At 41.4% G+C, this 17,867-nt stretch carries 19 protein-coding genes, 1 tRNA gene and 1 rRNA gene; 9 read left to right on the forward strand and 12 right to left on the reverse strand.

All coding sequences use genetic code 11. From position 1 onward, the window contains the following. Positions 1-3 precede the first annotated feature (3 nt). From MLE17_RS15860 to MLE17_RS15880, 5 genes are all read right to left on the reverse strand, one after another. A complete protein-coding gene (locus MLE17_RS15860; RefSeq protein WP_243349704.1) occupies positions 4-207 on the reverse strand; it encodes a ferredoxin in 204 nt (67 codons plus the stop codon). Positions 208-463: 256 nt separating this feature from the next. Then, positions 464-964 (reverse strand): outer membrane beta-barrel protein, encoded by a 501-nt coding sequence (locus tag MLE17_RS15865; RefSeq protein WP_243349705.1) that lies wholly within the window; start codon positions 962-964, stop codon positions 464-466. Between the two features lie 148 nt (positions 965-1,112). After that, complete coding sequence (gene galE / locus MLE17_RS15870) at positions 1,113-2,147, reverse strand: UDP-glucose 4-epimerase GalE (protein ID WP_243349706.1); 1,035 nt, start codon at positions 2,145-2,147, stop codon at positions 1,113-1,115. Between the two features lie 93 nt (positions 2,148-2,240). Next, complete coding sequence (proS, locus tag MLE17_RS15875; RefSeq protein WP_243349707.1) at positions 2,241-3,722, reverse strand: proline--tRNA ligase; 1,482 nt, start codon at positions 3,720-3,722, stop codon at positions 2,241-2,243. A gap of 139 nt (positions 3,723-3,861) precedes the next feature. Continuing rightward, on the reverse strand, positions 3,862-4,185 hold the full coding sequence (locus tag MLE17_RS15880) for a hypothetical protein (protein WP_243349708.1): 324 nt from the start codon (positions 4,183-4,185) through the stop codon (positions 3,862-3,864). A gap of 121 nt (positions 4,186-4,306) precedes the next feature. Here MLE17_RS15880 and MLE17_RS15885 point away from each other — a divergent pair, with 121 nt between their 5' ends. The 7 genes from MLE17_RS15885 (at position 4,307) to MLE17_RS15915 (ending at position 11,066) form a co-directional block, all read left to right on the forward strand. Continuing rightward, the gene (locus tag MLE17_RS15885) at positions 4,307-4,549 is read left to right on the forward strand and encodes a YtxH domain-containing protein (RefSeq protein WP_243349709.1); all 243 of its coding nucleotides are present in this window, start codon (positions 4,307-4,309) and stop codon (positions 4,547-4,549) included. A gap of 2 nt (positions 4,550-4,551) precedes the next feature. Then, complete coding sequence (locus MLE17_RS15890; protein WP_243349710.1) at positions 4,552-4,917, forward strand: phage holin family protein; 366 nt, start codon at positions 4,552-4,554, stop codon at positions 4,915-4,917. Further along, complete coding sequence (locus MLE17_RS15895; RefSeq protein ID WP_243349711.1) at positions 4,910-5,167, forward strand: hypothetical protein; 258 nt, start codon at positions 4,910-4,912, stop codon at positions 5,165-5,167. The genes MLE17_RS15890 and MLE17_RS15895 overlap by 8 nt, the downstream gene beginning before the upstream one ends. Positions 5,168-5,297: 130 nt before the next feature. After that, positions 5,298-6,092, forward strand: a complete 795-nt coding sequence (locus MLE17_RS15900) for a DUF3108 domain-containing protein (protein WP_243349712.1) — start codon at positions 5,298-5,300, stop codon at positions 6,090-6,092. A gap of 296 nt (positions 6,093-6,388) precedes the next feature. Next, on the forward strand, positions 6,389-7,966 hold the full coding sequence (locus tag MLE17_RS15905; RefSeq protein ID WP_243349724.1) for a glycoside hydrolase 43 family protein: 1,578 nt from the start codon (positions 6,389-6,391) through the stop codon (positions 7,964-7,966). An 83-nt stretch (positions 7,967-8,049) separates the two neighbouring features. Beyond that, on the forward strand, positions 8,050-9,729 hold the full coding sequence (locus tag MLE17_RS15910) for a glycoside hydrolase family 28 protein (protein WP_243349725.1): 1,680 nt from the start codon (positions 8,050-8,052) through the stop codon (positions 9,727-9,729). 110 nt (positions 9,730-9,839) lie between these two features. Continuing rightward, positions 9,840-11,066 carry a DUF4861 domain-containing protein gene (locus MLE17_RS15915; protein ID WP_243349713.1) on the forward strand — a complete coding sequence of 409 codons (1,227 nt, stop codon included), beginning with the start codon at positions 9,840-9,842 and terminating at the stop codon, positions 11,064-11,066. Positions 11,067-11,118: 52 nt separating this feature from the next. Here MLE17_RS15915 and MLE17_RS15920 read toward each other — a convergent pair whose 3' ends face one another. The 3 genes from MLE17_RS15920 to MLE17_RS15930 form a co-directional block, all read right to left on the reverse strand. After that, positions 11,119-12,144, reverse strand: a complete 1,026-nt coding sequence (locus MLE17_RS15920; protein ID WP_243349714.1) for a Gfo/Idh/MocA family protein — start codon at positions 12,142-12,144, stop codon at positions 11,119-11,121. 91 nt (positions 12,145-12,235) lie between these two features. Next, entirely contained in the window at positions 12,236-13,633 is a 1,398-nt protein-coding gene (locus tag MLE17_RS15925; protein WP_243349715.1) for an undecaprenyl-phosphate glucose phosphotransferase, read from the reverse strand. Positions 13,634-13,777: 144 nt separating this feature from the next. Continuing rightward, positions 13,778-14,482 (reverse strand): SAM-dependent methyltransferase, encoded by a 705-nt coding sequence (locus tag MLE17_RS15930; protein WP_243349716.1) that lies wholly within the window; start codon positions 14,480-14,482, stop codon positions 13,778-13,780. A gap of 49 nt (positions 14,483-14,531) precedes the next feature. On the opposite strand from MLE17_RS15930, the gene MLE17_RS15935 reads away from it, so the two are divergent. After that, complete coding sequence (locus MLE17_RS15935) at positions 14,532-15,911, forward strand: methyltransferase RsmF C-terminal domain-like protein (protein WP_243349717.1); 1,380 nt, start codon at positions 14,532-14,534, stop codon at positions 15,909-15,911. Between the two features lie 26 nt (positions 15,912-15,937). On the opposite strand, the gene ruvC is transcribed toward MLE17_RS15935, so the two are convergent. Genes ruvC through MLE17_RS15950 form a run of 3 tightly spaced genes read right to left on the reverse strand, consistent with a single transcriptional unit; the run spans position 15,938 to position 17,244 of the window. After that, positions 15,938-16,501: a crossover junction endodeoxyribonuclease RuvC gene (gene ruvC, locus MLE17_RS15940; protein ID WP_243349718.1), complete on the reverse strand. Its 564-nt coding sequence runs from the start codon at positions 16,499-16,501 to the stop codon at positions 15,938-15,940. Next, entirely contained in the window at positions 16,498-16,806 is a 309-nt protein-coding gene (locus tag MLE17_RS15945; protein ID WP_243349719.1) for a DUF4286 family protein, read from the reverse strand. The genes ruvC and MLE17_RS15945 overlap by 4 nt, the downstream gene beginning before the upstream one ends. 27 nt (positions 16,807-16,833) lie before the next feature. After that, positions 16,834-17,244: a secondary thiamine-phosphate synthase enzyme YjbQ gene (locus MLE17_RS15950; RefSeq protein WP_243349720.1), complete on the reverse strand. Its 411-nt coding sequence runs from the start codon at positions 17,242-17,244 to the stop codon at positions 16,834-16,836. A gap of 99 nt (positions 17,245-17,343) precedes the next feature. Here MLE17_RS15950 and MLE17_RS15955 point away from each other — a divergent pair. Continuing rightward, a tRNA-Ala gene (locus MLE17_RS15955) sits at positions 17,344-17,420 on the forward strand. Positions 17,421-17,732: 312 nt separating this feature from the next. Here MLE17_RS15955 and rrf read toward each other — a convergent pair. After that, positions 17,733-17,841 (reverse strand): 5S ribosomal RNA (gene rrf / locus MLE17_RS15960). Positions 17,842-17,867 lie beyond the last annotated feature (26 nt).

The raw sequence follows: 17,867 nt of genomic DNA on the forward strand, positions 1-17,867 counted from the left end.
AACCTACTCTTCTTCAATTGCAATTACATTTGTCGGACAGCTATCTACTGCCTCTTTTATTTCATCCGAATGCAAACTGTAATCAACACCTTCAATGACATGCATTTTATCGGACACCTCAAATACTTCGGGGGCAATAGATTCGCACATCCCACACACGATACAACTATCCAGACTCTCATCGAGCCATACTTTTGTAACTTTCATAGGCCTTCAAAGTTAATTGTTTTGCGTTCAATTTCGAACAACCATTAAACAAATCCGATCAGCAATAGTTGTCTGGGTTTAATCTAATTAGGCTCTTTTCAACTCTGTTACCCCCCTCTGTCAGCTATAGGCTAATCACTCTTACGGAAGGACGGTACTTGATCTGGTAGTAGTTCAATTCCGGGAGTATAAAAAAAGTGTCGCCACGTTTCAGCAGACGACACTTGCATTTTTCACCAATAAAAACAAACCTATATTACAACTTGATTGTCACGCCGAATTTACCTCCACTAAACTCATTACCGCCTCCAAACTCAAGATTAAGAGCTACTTTTTGAGAAACAAAATATCTACCGCCAACCTGAGCACCTAATCCCACTCCTGAGCTATGACTATCCGCATAATGATAATGAGGGTAAGACCAGATGTAAAATCCCAGATTCAATCCGGCATATAAGTCCCACTTTCTCGGAATATTCAGAATACGGTTAAAGTGATAGTTTCCATTACCTGAAATCCCAATGATATTAGGATTGTAATAATTATCAGGCCATCTATCATAATGTCGATAACTCAATTCGGCCCCCAGGGTAATATCTCTATCGACTCCATAATCAAAACCTATATAAAAAGGCACACTCCATTCCGACAACCCTACCCCCAAATTAAGCTGGCTTTTACCCTTGGATAATGGGTTTTGAGCAAATGCAAATCCACAAATCAATAACAAGAGACATGTAATGTTTAACTTTTTCATAATGGTAAAGATTTAGTAGAAACTCTATTTATCATAAATTATGACTCTATTATAACATCTTGAAGATGAATAAAGTTGCCTGAAAAGAAAAACGCCCGCACATCAGTTGATGAACGGGAGCTTTGTATATAACAGAAAATGGGGCAAATTACATGATTCCTTTTTCGCGGAGCTTCAATTGCCATTTCCACGCAGAAAGCAGAGTGTCCTCCACTGTTTCTTTTGCAGTCCAGCCCAGTTCGTTGTTTGCCCAGTCCGGGTTAGCCCATACCTGTTCGATATCTCCGTCACGACGGCCTACGACCTGGTAGTTCAGCTTAACACCGCTAACCTGTTCAAATGTTTTTAGGATTTCCAATACTGACAATCCGCGACCTGTTCCCAGGTTGAAGATTTCCACGTCTTGTTTGGTTTTACCCTGCAACATGCGGTCAACAGCAATTACGTGAGCTTTTGACAAGTCAACCACATTAATATAGTCGCGGATACAAGAACCGTCAGGTGTATTGTAGTCATCACCGTAAACGCTCAGTTTCTCACGTACACCGATTGCAGTCTGGGTTACGAAAGGAATGAGGTTTTGAGGCACACCGTTAGGCAGCTCTCCGATTTCTACTGAAGGGTGCGCTCCGATCGGATTGAAGTAACGAAGGATGATGCTTTTGTAAGGAACTCCTGAGTAGATGGTATCTTTGATGATTTCCTCGCAAACCTGTTTGGTATTTCCGTAAGGAGACATTGCCGGTTTGATTGGTGCGTTCTCAGTTACAGGAAGAATATCAGGCTGACCGTAAACAGTACAAGATGAAGAGAATACGATACCTTCCACACCAAACTGAGGCATCAACTCCAACAGATTGAGCAATGACACAAAGTTATTTCTGTAGTACAGCAACGGTTTCTGCACCGACTCCCCTACCGCTTTGCTTGCAGCAAAGTGGATAATACCTTTGATACCTTCGTATTTTGCAAACATGGCTTTCATGCCTTCGAAATCATTACAATCCAGTTTCTCGAAAGCCGGACGAATACCGGTAATGCGCTCAATTCCATCAACCACGTCAGCGCTTGAGTTGGATAGATTATCTACGATTACCACATCGTAACCTGCATTTTGCAGTTCAACGACTGTGTGTGATCCAATGTACCCGGTACCACCGGTTACCAAGATTTTTGTTTTCATAAATAGATAGTGATTTAGTAGTGTGTGAATATTTTTCTGTTAGTTGGCAAATGGAAAAGCGCACATAGATTCCTCTACATGCGCTTTTATGCATTAATAAGCTCTTGCAAACAATACGCGTTGTACTGATGGTTTACCTGTAACCATACAAACGCCCGGAGTTTTATCTCCTTCGAGAGGAATACAACGAATCGTTGCTTTAGTCTCTTCTTTAATCAAAGCTTCTGTTTCGGCAGTACCGTCCCAGTGTGCAAGGATGAATCCGCCTTCTTCAATCTTCTCTTTGAATTCAGCGTAAGTCTCTACCTTTTGAGTAGTCTTTTCACGGAAGTCATAAGCTTTCTGATAAATGTTCTTTTGAATTTCAACCAAAAGATCCTTGATATAGTTTTCAATATTATCGCAGGTTACGGTCTCTTTGGTCAGCGTATCGCGACGAGCCACCTCTACGGTATTGTTTTCCAGATCACGGCCACCCATTGCCAGACGAACCGGAACACCTTTCAATTCGTATTCTGCAAATTTCCAGCCCGGCTTCTTATTATCAGAGTTATCATATTTCACGCTGACACCCAATGCTTTCAGTTTAGCGACAATGCCTACCACTTTCTCGTCAATCTGAGCCAATTGCTCCTGACTGCGGTAGATAGGAACAATTACCACCTGGAACGGAGCGAGTTTCGGAGGCAACACCAATCCGTTATCATCCGAGTGTGTCATAATCAACGCACCCATCAAACGGGTGGAAACACCCCATGAAGTAGCCCAAACATAGTCTAGTTTACCCTCTTTAGAGGCAAAAGTTACATCAAACGCTTTTGCAAAGTTCTGCCCCAGGAAGTGTGACGTTCCCGACTGAAGCGCTTTACCATCCTGCATCATCGCTTCTATAGTGTAGGTATCAACTGCTCCGGCAAAACGTTCACTTTCCGATTTTACACCTTTGTGCACAGGTACAGCCATAAACTCTTCAGCGAATTTAGCATACACTTCAAGCATCTGACGAGCCTCTGCTACTGCCTCCTCCTGAGTGGCATGTGCCGTGTGACCTTCCTGCCACAAGAACTCAGCGGTACGAAGGAACAAGCGGGTACGCATTTCCCAGCGAACCACATTGGCCCATTGGTTACAAAGAATAGGAAGGTCGCGGTAGGATTGAATCCAGTTTTTATAGGTATTCCAAATGATGGTTTCAGAGGTAGGACGAACGATTAACTCTTCTTCCAGTTTAGCTTCGGGGTCAACCACCACACCTGAACCGTCCGGAGAGTTTTTCAAACGATAATGCGTTACTACGGCACACTCTTTTGCAAAACCTTCTACGTGGTCAGCTTCTTTACTAAGGAAGGATTTAGGGATAAACAGGGGGAAATAGGCATTTACGTGACCGGTTTCTTTGAACATGTCATCCAGGTAACGTTGCATCTTTTCCCAGATTGCATATCCGTAAGGCTTGATCACCATACAGCCGCGAACAGCTGAATTTTCAGCCAAATCGGCTTTAATTACCAGATCCTGATACCACTGCGAGTAGCTCACGCTACGCGGGGTCAATTCTTTTAACTCTTTAGCCATTTATGTTATAAGTATTACGTTGTACGTTTTGCTTTCAGATCTCTGACAGATCAGTCCGGACAAAAAAAAGAATAGTCAAAAAGTCCTTTTTCATAGACAATTTGACTATCTGACTTTTAAGCCGCAAAAGTACAAATTTTTACTCAAACATTCCTATGGATTCGCAATATTCAAGTTCTCCTCTTACGATAAACATAACCTCATCAGCGGTATAAGCTCCCACCTTGTCTTTTTTAGCCTGTTTCACCACGAATGACACTAATGCATCTTCGTCAATATCAATTTCCTGATCATCTTCAGCATCAAATACTCCGCTTTCATCATAGTATTCGTAAATCAGATCCACGATATAGGCCAGGTCATCATCGGTAAACTTTTCCTTCAGCTCCTGAGGGATGTAATTCCGGATAAATTTGATGGATTCCTCATCATCATACATAAATAAATCGTCTTGTTCTGCCATAGCTTGGAGTTTTAAATGGTTTCTATTGTAAATGTATGAAAATTATTTCATTCAATCAAAACAGTATTGCTAAATATAATGTTTAAATTTGTGAGACACTAACCGTTAAACTTTTACCGATATGAGAAAAGATGTAAGCGGCGTTCTGGCCTTTCTGGCCGGAGCAGCATTGGCTACCGGAGTCACATTGCTGTTAACCACCGATAAAGGCGAAGAGCTCCGGAGCAAAGTGGCCGCATGGCTTAAAGAAAAAGGCATTATGCTCAAAGAAACCGAACTCGACGAACTCATGGGTAGAATCTGGTCGAGAGGGAAACAGGAAGCCGAACCGGCTATGCCCGACGAACCATCATTAGGCGAATAATTATGAGCGAAAAAGAGACACAAAGCGAATCGTTTTTCGAGGATACCCAAAACTACCTGAGATCGCAGATCGCACTGTTCAAACTGGATACGGTAGAAAAGCTAACCGGCATATTCTCTTCGATTATGTTGATTCTGCTTGCTATACTGCTTTTAGGAGGAGCATTGTTCTATCTTTCCCTCGGGTTTATCTGGTGGTCGCAAGATATCTTCGGAAGCCTTTTGCCGGGAATTCTGATTGTCAGCGGAAGCTATATTTTCTTACTTATCCTGATCTACATTTTCCGTAGGAGGTGGATCATAAATCCATTCGTCAAACTCCTCTGCAGAATATTTTTTGAGGAAACAAATAATATTGAAAATGAATAAGCCGGATACCCCAAACGCAAGATACGCCTCCCTCTCCAGCCTCGAAGAGCTTCGGATAGAAAAACTGAAGTTGCTCGGCAAAATGCGCAAGCAGGAAGAGCAGATAAAAAGACAGGTCGATGACTATCTTGACATCTTCCGATGGATAGGCTACTTGTCCATGATTACCAAACAGGCCATTTCGACAATCCCTTACTTTAAATGGTTCCGGATTGCCTATAAATTTATCAGTCTGTTTTGGAAAAAATAACGCTGACCCGCTATCAACAAACAGTTTTCCCGAAATGCTTTATCAGCAAATCACAATTTGCTATAATTTTCGTCAAATCCATCAGCAACACCTTGAGTTGTACTATATTTGTATTCAAACAGAAATGTTTATGAAACGTTTTCAATACAAATACTCGCTCTATGTGTTGCTGATATTTTTTTCAGCCAACCTTTTCGCTGAAAGCAATGCTCAAAACACTGCTCTTTTAAAAGGCGAAAATATCCGTTACAACCTCTACTATCAATGGGGACTGATTTGGAAAAAAGCGGCTCAGGCTACTTTCTCCACGCAGGAAACCACTTACCAATCCAACAAAGCCCTACGCATGAGGATGGCTGCCCAGACTACCTCCTTTTTTGATAATTTCATGAGGGTGAGAGATACCTTGATCTGCCTGACAACACCAGAACTCAAGCCCCTGTTTTATACTAAGATTTCCCATGAAGGAGATTATTATGCGAAAGATGAGCTCTACTATTATTACAATAACGGGAAAACAAAAACACGGGCAAAAATATTCAGAAAAGGGGTTCAACGCGACGACACCACCCTTACCCATAATGGAAATCCGGTCTATGATATGATGAGCATTTTTGCTTACATCCGCACCCTGGATATTCTTTCTATGAAGAAAAACCAGACGATTCCTATGGTCATCGTATCCGGCAATAAGCCATACAATATCAAAGTGACCTATAACGGGGAAGATAATATGAAAAGCCCCCAGGACGAAGTTTTCCCGACTTATAAATTATCGATCATATTTGAACATATGAAGAAAAACAAATTAGAAAAAGAGGTGATGGAGGTCTGGATCAGCAAAGATGCACGACGCATCCCTATGCAATTAACTGCTAAACTACCCATTGGTTCTCTAAAAGCATTTTATCAAGGTATTGATTAAAATACCGGCAATATAACACTGAGCGCAAAAGCGGCATTGAGTCAAACAGACATCTCAATGCCGCTTTTGTGCTTTATTATGCAAAGAAAAGGCTAAAATATCCGACCAATTTATCCACATACAATGACCCCAAATTCTCTTGTCAATTTATCCACTATAAATTACCAAATAATACACACCAAACTCTTTATTGGGCTGTAATTTTGTTCCCATCGAAATTCAATTAAATCTGTATCATAATGATAAATACCAAAATCAGTATTTTCTTATTAGCCTTTTTAAGCGGAGCCGGGGCGATGGTCAATGCCCAAAACTATGTATCAAAAGTATGGGTAAGCGATAAGGGAAATGGCAACTACCAGAATCCAATCCTTTATTCAGACTACTCTGACCCCGATGTTATCCGTGTAGAAGACGACTACTATATGACCTCATCCAGCTTTAACAGTGCACCCGGATTACAAATCCTTCATTCAAAAGATCTGGTCAATTGGAAAATTATTGGTGCTGCTGTATTAAAACAGACTCCGGAAGAGGTTTTCGATAAGCCCCAACACGGAAATGGGGTGTGGGCTCCCAGTATTCGCTTTCATAATGGTGATTTCTACATTTACTACGGAGACCCTGATTATGGAATTTACATGACAAAAGCCAAGAATCCTGCTGGCCCATGGGATACACTTACCCTTGTTAAACCCGGAAAAGGATTCATTGATTCTTGCCCGCTCTGGGATGAAGATGGAAAGGCATACCTCGTACATGGCTTTGCAGGAAGCCGCGCAGGACTGAAAAGTATCCTGGCCGTTGCTCCGCTTTCATCGGATGGCAAGAAAGTATTAGCAGAATCTAAAATCATTTTTGACGGACATGCAACCGGTAATGAAACCATCGAAGGTCCCAAATTCTACAAAAGAAACGGATACTACTATATTCTTTGCCCGGCCGGAGGTGTTCCTACCGGATGGCAATTGGCAATGCGCTCTAAATCACCATTTGGGCCTTATGAATCCAAAATCGTGATGGCACAGGGTAAATCAGACATCAATGGGCCTCACCAGGGCGGTTGGGTTACAACTCAAACCGGAGAAGATTGGTTTATCCATTTTCAGGAACATCAGCCTTATGGCCGTGTAGTGCATCTTCAACCGATGAAATGGGTGAAAGACTGGCCGGTAATCGGAGTTGATAAAGACGGAGATGGTTGCGGCGATCCTGTTGCCACCTTTAAAAAGCCCAATGTGGGTAAAACTTATCCGGTTATGACTCCTGCTGAAAGCGACGAATTTGATAGCCGGGACCTGGGATTACAGTGGCAATGGCATGCCAACTCAAAGCCAACATGGGCATACAACGCGACAGAAGATGGGGTGCTTCGTATGTTCTCTGTGCCCGTTCCGGATGGCTATAAAAACCTTTGGAATATCCCGAATCAGCTTTTGCAAAAACTCCCGGCTGAAGAATTTACAGTAACGACTAAAATTACCATTTTTCCAAGCAATAAATTCACCGGCGAACGATTTGGAATGAATATAATGGGATTCGATTACGGAACTTTGTTTGTTGAAAATACAGAAAAAGGACTTTTACTATCTCAAAATGAGTGCATCAACTCTGATAAAGGCACAGCTGAAAAAGTCAACGAATCGGTTGCTTTAAAAGACAAAACGGTTTATCTGCGTGTAAAAATGGTCAAAGGCGGTGTCTGTAACTATTCTTACAGCTTGGACAACAAAAAATTCACAGCTATCGGGAAAACCTTTAAAGCCAAAGAAGGTCGCTGGATCGGTGCTAAAATCGGACTCTATGTAACACGTCCAAAATGGAGCAACGACGGCGGGTACATGGATGTGGACTGGTTCCGTTTTGACAAATAAGCTACCGGAAATTTGAACAGTAATTTAATCGAAAAGCACTTATCAGGATTTTCCTGATGAATAAGACTTCTACTTATTATATGATGAAAAAGATTTGTTTAGGACTTGCACTTTGCACCTGTGGTTTATTATCAACTGCCCGGAGTCAAAATGCTGTAAACTATGAATTTGACAGTGTTTATCAGAATCTACCTTTCCAAATGGCAAAGGTAAACCGACCTGTATTTGCAGATAACAAAGTCAATATCACCGCGTTTGGAGGAAAAGGGGATGGACAAACGCTGAATACACAAGCATTCGCCTCTGCCATTGATGCATTATCGAGCAAAGGTGGTGGAACGCTAAATGTTCCCTGCGGTATCTGGTACACCGGTCCGATTTATTTCAAAAGCAATATCAATCTGCATTTGGCCGAAGGCGCTGTGATTCTTTTCAGCAGTAATTTTGATGACTACAAATTAATTAAAACCTCCTTCGAGGGACTGGAAACTTATCGTTGCGAATCTCCGATTATGGGTCGCAACCTGACGAATGTAGCCATTACAGGTTCCGGTACAATCGATGGTAACGGAAACAACTGGCGTCCGGTTAAGAAGGAAAAAATGACCAATACCCAATGGAAAGAGCTGCTCAAAAAAGGTGGCATCCTGAACGATAAGAAAGATTACTGGTTTCCATCTGAAAGTTCATACAAAGGTTACTTAGGCACCGAAGGCAATTTCAATGTACCTCAGGATCAATCCATTGATGGCCTAAAAACTGTAAAAGATTTCTTACGTCCGGTATTGTTCAGCTTTATTGAGTGCAAAAACGTCCTGCTTGAAGGAGTTACCTTTCAAAACTCTCCCGGTTGGAACCTTCACCCTTTGATGTGTGAAAACGTTATCCTTAAGGATTTGACTGTCCGTAATCCCTGGTACTCACAAAATGGAGACGGACTTGACCTTGAGTCTTGCACCAACACACTGATAATCAATTCTACATTCGATGTCGGAGATGATGCTATCTGCATCAAGTCGGGAAAAGATGCTGACGGTAGAAAGCGCGGAAAACCTTGTCAGAATGTAATCGTCGAAGGATGTACAGTTTTTCACGGACATGGAGGCTTCGTAGTCGGCAGCGAAATGTCTGGTGGTGTAAAGAATATCCAGGTGAAAAATTGCAGCTTTCTGGGTACCGATGTCGGACTTCGTTTCAAAAGCACAAGAGGCCGGGGTGGCATTGTTGAAAACATCTATGTCTCAAATATTTCGATGACAGATATTCCGACTGAAGCTTTACTTTTCGACCTGTTCTACGGTGGCAAATCAGCCATGGAAGCTTTGGAAGATGGAGATAAAGTTGATACCGATACAGCAACACCTGTAACCGAAGAGACTCCGGTTTTCAAAGATATCTTCATTAAAGACATTGTGTGTCGCGGAGCCCGTCGTGCTATGTACTTCAACGGTTTGCCGGAAATGAACATCAAAAACATCAGGGTAGAAAACAGCTCTATCCTTTGTGATACCGGAGCTGAACTCTGTGAATCTGACCAGATTCTTCTGAAAAATGTAAAGATAATCCCGACAAATGGTCCGGCTCTGAGATTGAAGAATGTCAAAAATATGTCAGTAGAGAATTTTTGTTGCCCGGAATTGACCGAATCTGTCTCCGTGGATGGTTTGAAAAATAAGAATATCCGCATCCAGGGCAAAAACATTCAAAGCAAAAACGTTTCTTTCACAGCAAAAGCAAATAAACGAGAGATAAAAATCCAATGATCTTCCGATCGGGAATAAAACAGTAAAAAGAGTAACGTCACGTTGGTCAAATGCCAAAATGTCATTACCTTGCGCCTGTTTTATTCCCGATTTTATTTACCCTAATGACAATGAAAAAAAGAATATTATTCACCTTCGCAGCAGCATTTAGCGCTTATGCTGCAACTGGGATGTTGGCACAGAACATCATTTCCAAAGAGTCAACTCAAACTGTTATCATCAAAAACAATGGAAAAACGGCTGAAACAGATTTCCCTGTAGCTCTGAAAATAAACAATGCCAAAATCAAAGGAATTACCGTTTGGGATGGTAAAAAAGAGGTTCCCTCTCAATGTGATGACCTTGACAGAAATGGAACTATTGACGAGTTGGCTTTCGTAACCAACCTCAAACCGGGTGAAACCAAAACTTTTATCCTAAAGACATCATCGGTAAAACTTCCGGATAACAGATACAAGGCTCGTGTGTATGCTGAACTTCTAATGAAAAACGATGATAAATCAATATCGAAAGTTACTGAAGCATCCTCTCCTACCGGAGATTTGTACAACAAACTTCACCACCATGGACCGGCTTTTGAGTCTGAACTAATGGCTTATCGCATCTATTTTGACCAAAAACAGACCATCGACTTATATGGTAAATATAAAAAGCAACTGGAAGTTGAAGAATCTCAATGGTACCCAACCGATGCTCAGTTAGCCAAAGGCTTTGGAGATGACATTCTTAAAGTGGGTGGTAGTGTTGGGATTGGAACCTTGAAAGGATGGGACGGAAACAGAGCGATCCACATCACTCCGGTAAGCAACCGTCAGGCACTTGTGCTAGCAACCGGCCCGGTTCGCACCGTTGTAGAGATGAATGTTACTGACTGGGAATATCAAAACCGTAAAATAGATTTGAAATCCCGCTATATTCTTTACGCAGGACATCGTGACGCAGAAGTGTACAATACCATTACGAAAGGAGATGCAAAAGATTTGATTTTCTGTACCGGAGTACAAAAAATGCCGGTTGACACGATGAAAACAGACAACAAAAACTGGGTAGCTATGTGGGGGACCGATTTCCCGGTAAACGATACCATCAAATATGGAAAACAGACGGTCGGACTTGCGGTAGATATTCCTTCTCAATATATTGTAAAAACCGCTAAGGATAAAGTGAACTACCTATTCTTACTTAAAACGGATGCCAACAATCAGATTAACTACAGAATGACTGTATATGCACAAAAGGAAACTTTCGGAGTAAAAACTGCTCCTGCATTCTTTAATGCGATAAAACGCTGGAATGAATCCTTACAAAAACCACAAGTTATCATCAAACTCAAATAAACGAAAAGCCGCAAAATCGCGGCTTTTATTATTTTATCACTATTCATATTCGCTATTTAAGACTATAAATCCTTTCAATAATACTGACGACACTTTTACCCTCTTCAGCATTGGTGGTTATATCATCACCGTCATGTAGAACATCTACCACATTCTGAATCACATAATGGTGGTTTTGAGCCGAGCCTTTGTATGCCCCGTAATCGTTACCCGGATTAGTAGGCGCTAGCTCCGGCATTGTATAATCTTTAATGTGGCAATATTCCACCTCATTCATATATTGACCACCGACTTTCACACTGCCATTTTCGGCCACAATGTTCATGCTACTCTCCAGATTCTTATTCCATACAGATGTTGAGTAATGAAAAGAGCCCATCCCACCACGTTCAAAGTCAAAGGTAACCAGTCCACTATCTTCAAAATCAGTCAACGAACCGTGATTAAAATCATCAAAACGGGCATGGATATTTTGGATATCACCAAACAGCCAATACAAGATATCCACAAAGTGAGAAAACTGGGTAAACAGGGTGCCGCCATCCAGGTCTGCAGTTCCATGCCAGTTTCCGGGGGTATAATAACGTTCATCCCGGTTCCAGAAGCAATTCACCTGCACCAGATAGATTCGTCCCAGAATGCCACTATCCACTATTTCCTTCAACCATTGTGACGGTGGCGAATAACGATTTTGCATAACGCAAAATACCTTCCGGTTACATTCCCTTGCAGTTTGAATTACCAGATCTGCATCGTCAACGCTTAGTGCCATAGGTTTTTCGATCACCACATGACAGCCAGCCTTAAGCGCATCTATAGCAATACCGGCATGTAATCCATTTGGAGTACAAACCGACACCACCAATTGAATGTCCGGTGTCATCCCTTGTAAAGCAGATAACAGCGATTTATAATCTGCATAAAAGGGGATACTATATTGGTCGATTTGTAATTTTTCTTTGGGTTTAATATCGCAAAGAGCGACTAATTCGGTTTCCGGATTTCGGGAAATCATTTCAGCATGTCTTTTCCCGATATGCCCGCAACCTATTACGGCAAATCTTATCTTATTCTTCACTGTATATGTGGTTAATTCTGATATTCTATTTGATATGGTAAAAATACAAAAAGGGTTGAAGCCGTCAACCCTTTTCTACAAAACATTAAAATCAATATGCGTTCTTTTCGCCTTTAAAAACATTGAAGACAGTCAGGAAAATAATCTTCATGTCAAGCCACATGGACCAGTTTTCGATGTACCAAACGTCCATATTCACCCGACCTTCCATCTGCTCAAGTTCTTTGGTCTCACCTCTGAAACCACGTACCTGTGCCCAGCCTGTAATACCCGGCTTGATTAAATGGCGAATCATATACTTATCAATCAGTCTTGAATAATCTTCCGTATGTTTCAGCATGTGCGGACGCGGTCCCACGACTGACATATCTCCTTTGAGCACATTAAAGAACTGCGGCAACTCATCGATGTTGGTTTTACGCAGAATCTCTCCAATTTTTGTTTTACGGGGATCGTTCTTTTGCGCTTGAAGCTTGTCGGCATCACCATTTACTTTCATTGTCCGGAATTTATAACAAAAGAAATCTTCTCCCTTCAAACCGGTTCTTATCTGCTTGAAAAAAACAGGACCCGGAGAGGATAACTTAATGGCTATTGCGGCAAACGTATATGCAAATGGGAAAATAAAGATTAAAACAATCAGTGAAAACAAAATATCAAAAAGTCGCTTTACCGCTCTGTTCAAATCATTCTCAAGCGGTTCCCGAAACAAGCTGAAATAGGGTACACCATTGAGTGTATGCATATCGATACGACGTTTTAAATAAGTATGATAACCCGGAATAATATAAAAGCGGACCAATTTACGCTCTGAAAAATCCAGCAACCTCAGGATTCGTTCCCCCTGACTATCGGGCAATGCACAGTAAATCTCATCCACATTACTATTTTCCAGATATCCATATACGTCTTCTATTCGACCTAATAAAGGGATATTACCGGTCTTTACCTCCGTATTATCATCAAAATACCCCAAAAGCCGATAGCCAAAAGTCGGATCTTTTTGAATTGTTTTAGCCAGTTCCACTCCATTTCTACCAGCGCCGAGAATGATTATATCCCGATAGTTTTGTCCTTTTAAGCGCATTTTCTTCAGATATACGCGACCGGAAACCCACCAAAAACAGATTAACACATACAAAACGCTGTAATATGCAATAAGGAACTGCAAAGGTAATTTTGGCAAATAAAGAAAATTAATCAGGGTATAGAAAAATACGAAATGAAACGATATTGAGTAAAATGCCAGTCGGATCATGCGCTCCATCTCAAATACCCGTTGTGCATGTTGTTCACGAATGATATAAAACACCGGAACATAACTTGCATTCAGCAACAATATGATTTGTCGGAAAATAGAACCATGATGAAATTCTAATGGGAGAAAATCAACAAAATAGAGAAAGAAAAAAACGGAATTAATCAGAAGTATATCGCCTATAAGAATAAAAGCGGATAAAAACCTTGACTTGCCAAAGCGTTTACTCATGTCATTAAAAGGGTTATTTAGAGCGAAAATAATCAATTTACCGCTCAAATGGTAGCAGATTTACAGTTTTAACAAATTCACCAAAAAGGCAGTCCTTTTAACGGTAATTCCGTCTAAAGAAACGACTTTTCAATCGCCAAACAATTACTTATACAATAGAAAAATTGCGGGTATTTTAGCCAAATCTGGAATTTTTCCTTTCCACTCACTTATCGCTTTGGTCTGGATAAATTCATTATCACAGGTCACATTTGCAGCAATACAAAGCTTAGACTGTGGCCGGCAATTTTTAATAAGCTCTTCTATCAGTTTGTGATTCCGGTATGGAGTTTCTATAAATATCTGGGTCTGATGTTCTGAGTAAATGCGTTGCTCCATCTGCTTCAACGCCTTTGTGCGGGCACCTGCGTCTATCGGCAAATATCCCAAAAATGCAAAACTCTGTCCGTTAAAGCCAGAAGCCATCAATGAAAGCAAGATAGATGACGGACCCACCAACGGCACCACATGATATTTATTGGATTGAGCAATAGCAACGACATCAGCACCCGGATCGGCAATGGCAGGACATCCTGCTTCCGAGATTACGCCCACATGATTCCCTTTTTTCATGGGCTCCAGAAAACCGGCAATATCATTGGGAGAAGTATGTTTATTCAATTCGAAGAATGTCAACGATTCAATCTCTATTTCCGGCAAGGCCTTTTTCAAAAAGCGGCGGGCTGTACGAATATTCTCAACAATAAAATAGGAAATCTGCTTGATGATGGCTTTGTTTTGTTCCGGTAATACATTTTCAAGCGGAGTATCACCTAAAGTTACCGGAATAAGAAAGAGAGATGGTTGCATAAGATTGATTTTTACGCAAAAATAGATATTTTTGCCGACAAAAGCGCTAATGAAATTACCGTCAGAGTTTCGCGAACGTACGCGACAAATATTGACCTCTCAGTATGAGGAATTTGAAGAATCACTGAAACAGGATTCTCCGGTTTCCATTCGACTGAATCCCCTCAAAACAGATATTAAACTACCATACCCACCAGTACCCTGGAGCTCATACGGGTATTATCTGAATGACCGCCCAAGCTTCACTTTTGACCCTTTGTTTCATGCCGGCGTCTATTACGTGCAGGAAGCATCTTCCATGTTTACCGGAAAGGTAATCCGGGAGTTGGTAAGCGAACCGGTCAGGGTACTTGACCTTTGTGCAGCGCCTGGGGGAAAATCAACAGATATCATCAGTTCATTACCTGAAAACAGCCTGTTGGTTTCAAACGAAATCATACGAAACCGGGCCTGGATTCTTGCTGAGAATATCACAAAGTGGGGTTATCCTAATTGCATCGTCACCAATAATTCTCCTGAGGAAATCGGAGAACTGACTCACTTCTTCGATATTATCGTGGTTGATGCACCTTGCTCGGGTGAAGGTATGTTCCGTAAAGATCCGGGGGCAATCGACGAATGGTCTGTTTCCAATGTTAATCTTTGTGCTTCACGCCAACAAGAGATTTTGGAAAATATTTGGGAAGCACTACGTCCCGGCGGCTTGTTGATTTATAGCACCTGTACCTACAATCTGGAAGAGAACGAGCGCAATGTGCAATATTGCATTGACCATTTGGATGCTCAACCAGTCTCTGTATCTATGGATAAAGAATGGAAAATACAGCAAGCTTTTGAAGGAGCTAATCCTGTTTATCGGTTCATGCCTCACCGCACTACCGGTGAAGGATTCTTTCTGTCAGTCCTTCAAAAAACTGAAGGCGAAAGATATTCCGTCAAGGAGAAATCAAAAGATAAAAAGAGAACCAAAGAGGAGGTAAAATTTCCTGAACCTGCCAAAAAATGGATAAAAGACAATCCAGAATTCAACTTTTATGTGGACGGAAATCTTCTTAAGGCGCATTCACAACAATACGACAACGAGTTTAAACTACTCAAATCCAGACTAAATGTATTACATAGCGGAATTACCCTGGCTGAGATAAAAGGTAAAGATATGATCCCGCAACAAAGTCTGGCTTTAAGCTATGCACTCAACAGGGACAACTTTACCTGTGTCGAAATCGAATTAAATATGGCAATTTTTTACCTGAGAAAAGAAGCTATTGAGCTTTCTGAAGATTGTCCGAAAGGATTTGTTTTGCTTACTTTCAAAAACACACCTCTAGGCTGGGTTAAAAACCTGGGGAATCGTGCAAATAATCTTTACCCACAGGAATGGCGAATCCGCAGCGGATATATTCCGGAAGAGATTAAGACCTTTTGGTAATATGAAACAGCCGGTTATCACGATGATTACCGGCTGTTTTTTACTGCTTTCGGATTCTTATTGATAAAATCCTTCCAACTTGTATATTTCTTTTCTGCCAACGGATTGTTTGTCTGATAATAGTGGCATAATGCAGCTGCCAGTCCGTCCGTTGCATCTAACTGCGGCAGCATATTTTCTTCAGGAATTTTCAAAATACGCTTCAGCATATCAGCAACTTGCTCTTTCGAGGCTTTACCGTTACCGGTTATCGACATCTTTATTTTCAAAGGAGCATATTCCACAATAGGCAAATCACGTGAAAGCGCTGCCGACATCGCTACTCCTTGTGCACGTCCAAGCTTAAGCATTGATTGCACATTCTTACCAAAGAAAGGGGCCTCAATAGCCAATTCATCCGGATGATACTGGTCAATCAGGGCAACAACTCGTTCGAAAATTCGCTTTAACTTCAAGTAATGGTCACTGAATTTATCAAGATGTAAAACCCCCATAGCTACAAGCTCGGGCTTATTTCCTATTATCTTCAAAATGCCATACCCCATGATAGTAGTTCCCGGGTCAATCCCAAGAATGATTCGGTCTTTCATGCGAGATCAACCTCCTCAAGCAATGTTGAGAAACCAAGCATCTTGTCCCCGAAACGACCTACCATATCCTGATGCAGCAAATCTCCGGTCGATTGATACCAGATCTCCAATTCTTCTATACTGTTAACCAAGAATTGAAGTGAGTAATTAATTCCCTCCGTTTCATCACTCAAAATTTTAGAAAGTCGTGGCGTATGAATTTGCCCCGAATCCATAGCTTTTGGAATGTAATTCTCTTTGATCCAAATCAGGCCGGCCTGAATTACTGAATGGTCAATACAATATGTTGTATTAAAAATAATCATAGTTGTGTCCGTATTTGTTGTTGTAGATTAACCCATAATAGTTGCTACAATCCTCCGACTACCACCGTAATTCCTAAACTCACACAGGTAAATACCCTGCCATGTTCCTAAATTAAGACGGCCTCTTGAAATGGGAATTGTAATATTGCTACCCACAAATGTCGCTTTGGCATGAGCCGGCATATCATCATCTCCTTCCAATGTATGTGTAAAGTAATATTGATTTTCTGGCACCACATGGTCGAATATCCGGTTCATATCCTCACGAACCGAAGGATCCGCATTTTCATTAATCGAAAGTGCTGCAGAGGTATGTTTGATAAACAAATGAAGTATCCCGGTTAAAGGAAGCTCCGGCAAAGCCTGAATCACTTCATCCGTGATCAAATGGACTCCCCGACGCTTCTGACGGAGATTAAATTCTACTTGATTTACCATTTCCGATTGTCTTTGAATTAATAGCAAACAAAGTTACAAAATAAGCCCCAAATCCTTTTGCAGATTGATTTTTTTATCTACTTTTGTCATACGTAAAGGGGGGGTTTAGCTCATCTGGCTAGAGCGCGACACTGGCAGTGTCGAGGTGACCGGTTCGAGTCCGGTAATCTCCACCAATTAGGATGCTCAGAAGGCATCCTTTTTTATTTCCAGATAATACAAATGCCCTTATTTTAAATTCAGGGCGAACCCCTGCGTGTCGGGCTATCCGCTGCGAGTTCCCGTCCTGAAATACAAGTCCGGGAAGCTCTCCGCTTCTATCCCTCTCGCCTGCAGTGCTACTGATAGAAAATCCTCTGCGCAGGAAAATAAAACGGATGCGCAGTAAATTATTTTTTCTGCGCATCCGTTTTAAATCATTCCTTCAATTCTATCCCTCAATCCCTAAAATGACAAAACCCTCACCAGTTTCCTGATGAGGGTTTCTTAAAAGGCGGCTACCTACTCTCCCACTTGCGCAGTACCATCGGCGTGATCGGGCTTAACTTCTCTGTTCGGAATGGGAAGAGGTGGAACCCCGATGCTATAACCACCTAAATTTCTTTATTTATCATTATAACATA

Source organism: Parabacteroides sp. FAFU027, assembly GCF_022808675.1.
Taxonomy (GTDB): domain Bacteria; phylum Bacteroidota; class Bacteroidia; order Bacteroidales; family UBA7332; genus CAXXIC01.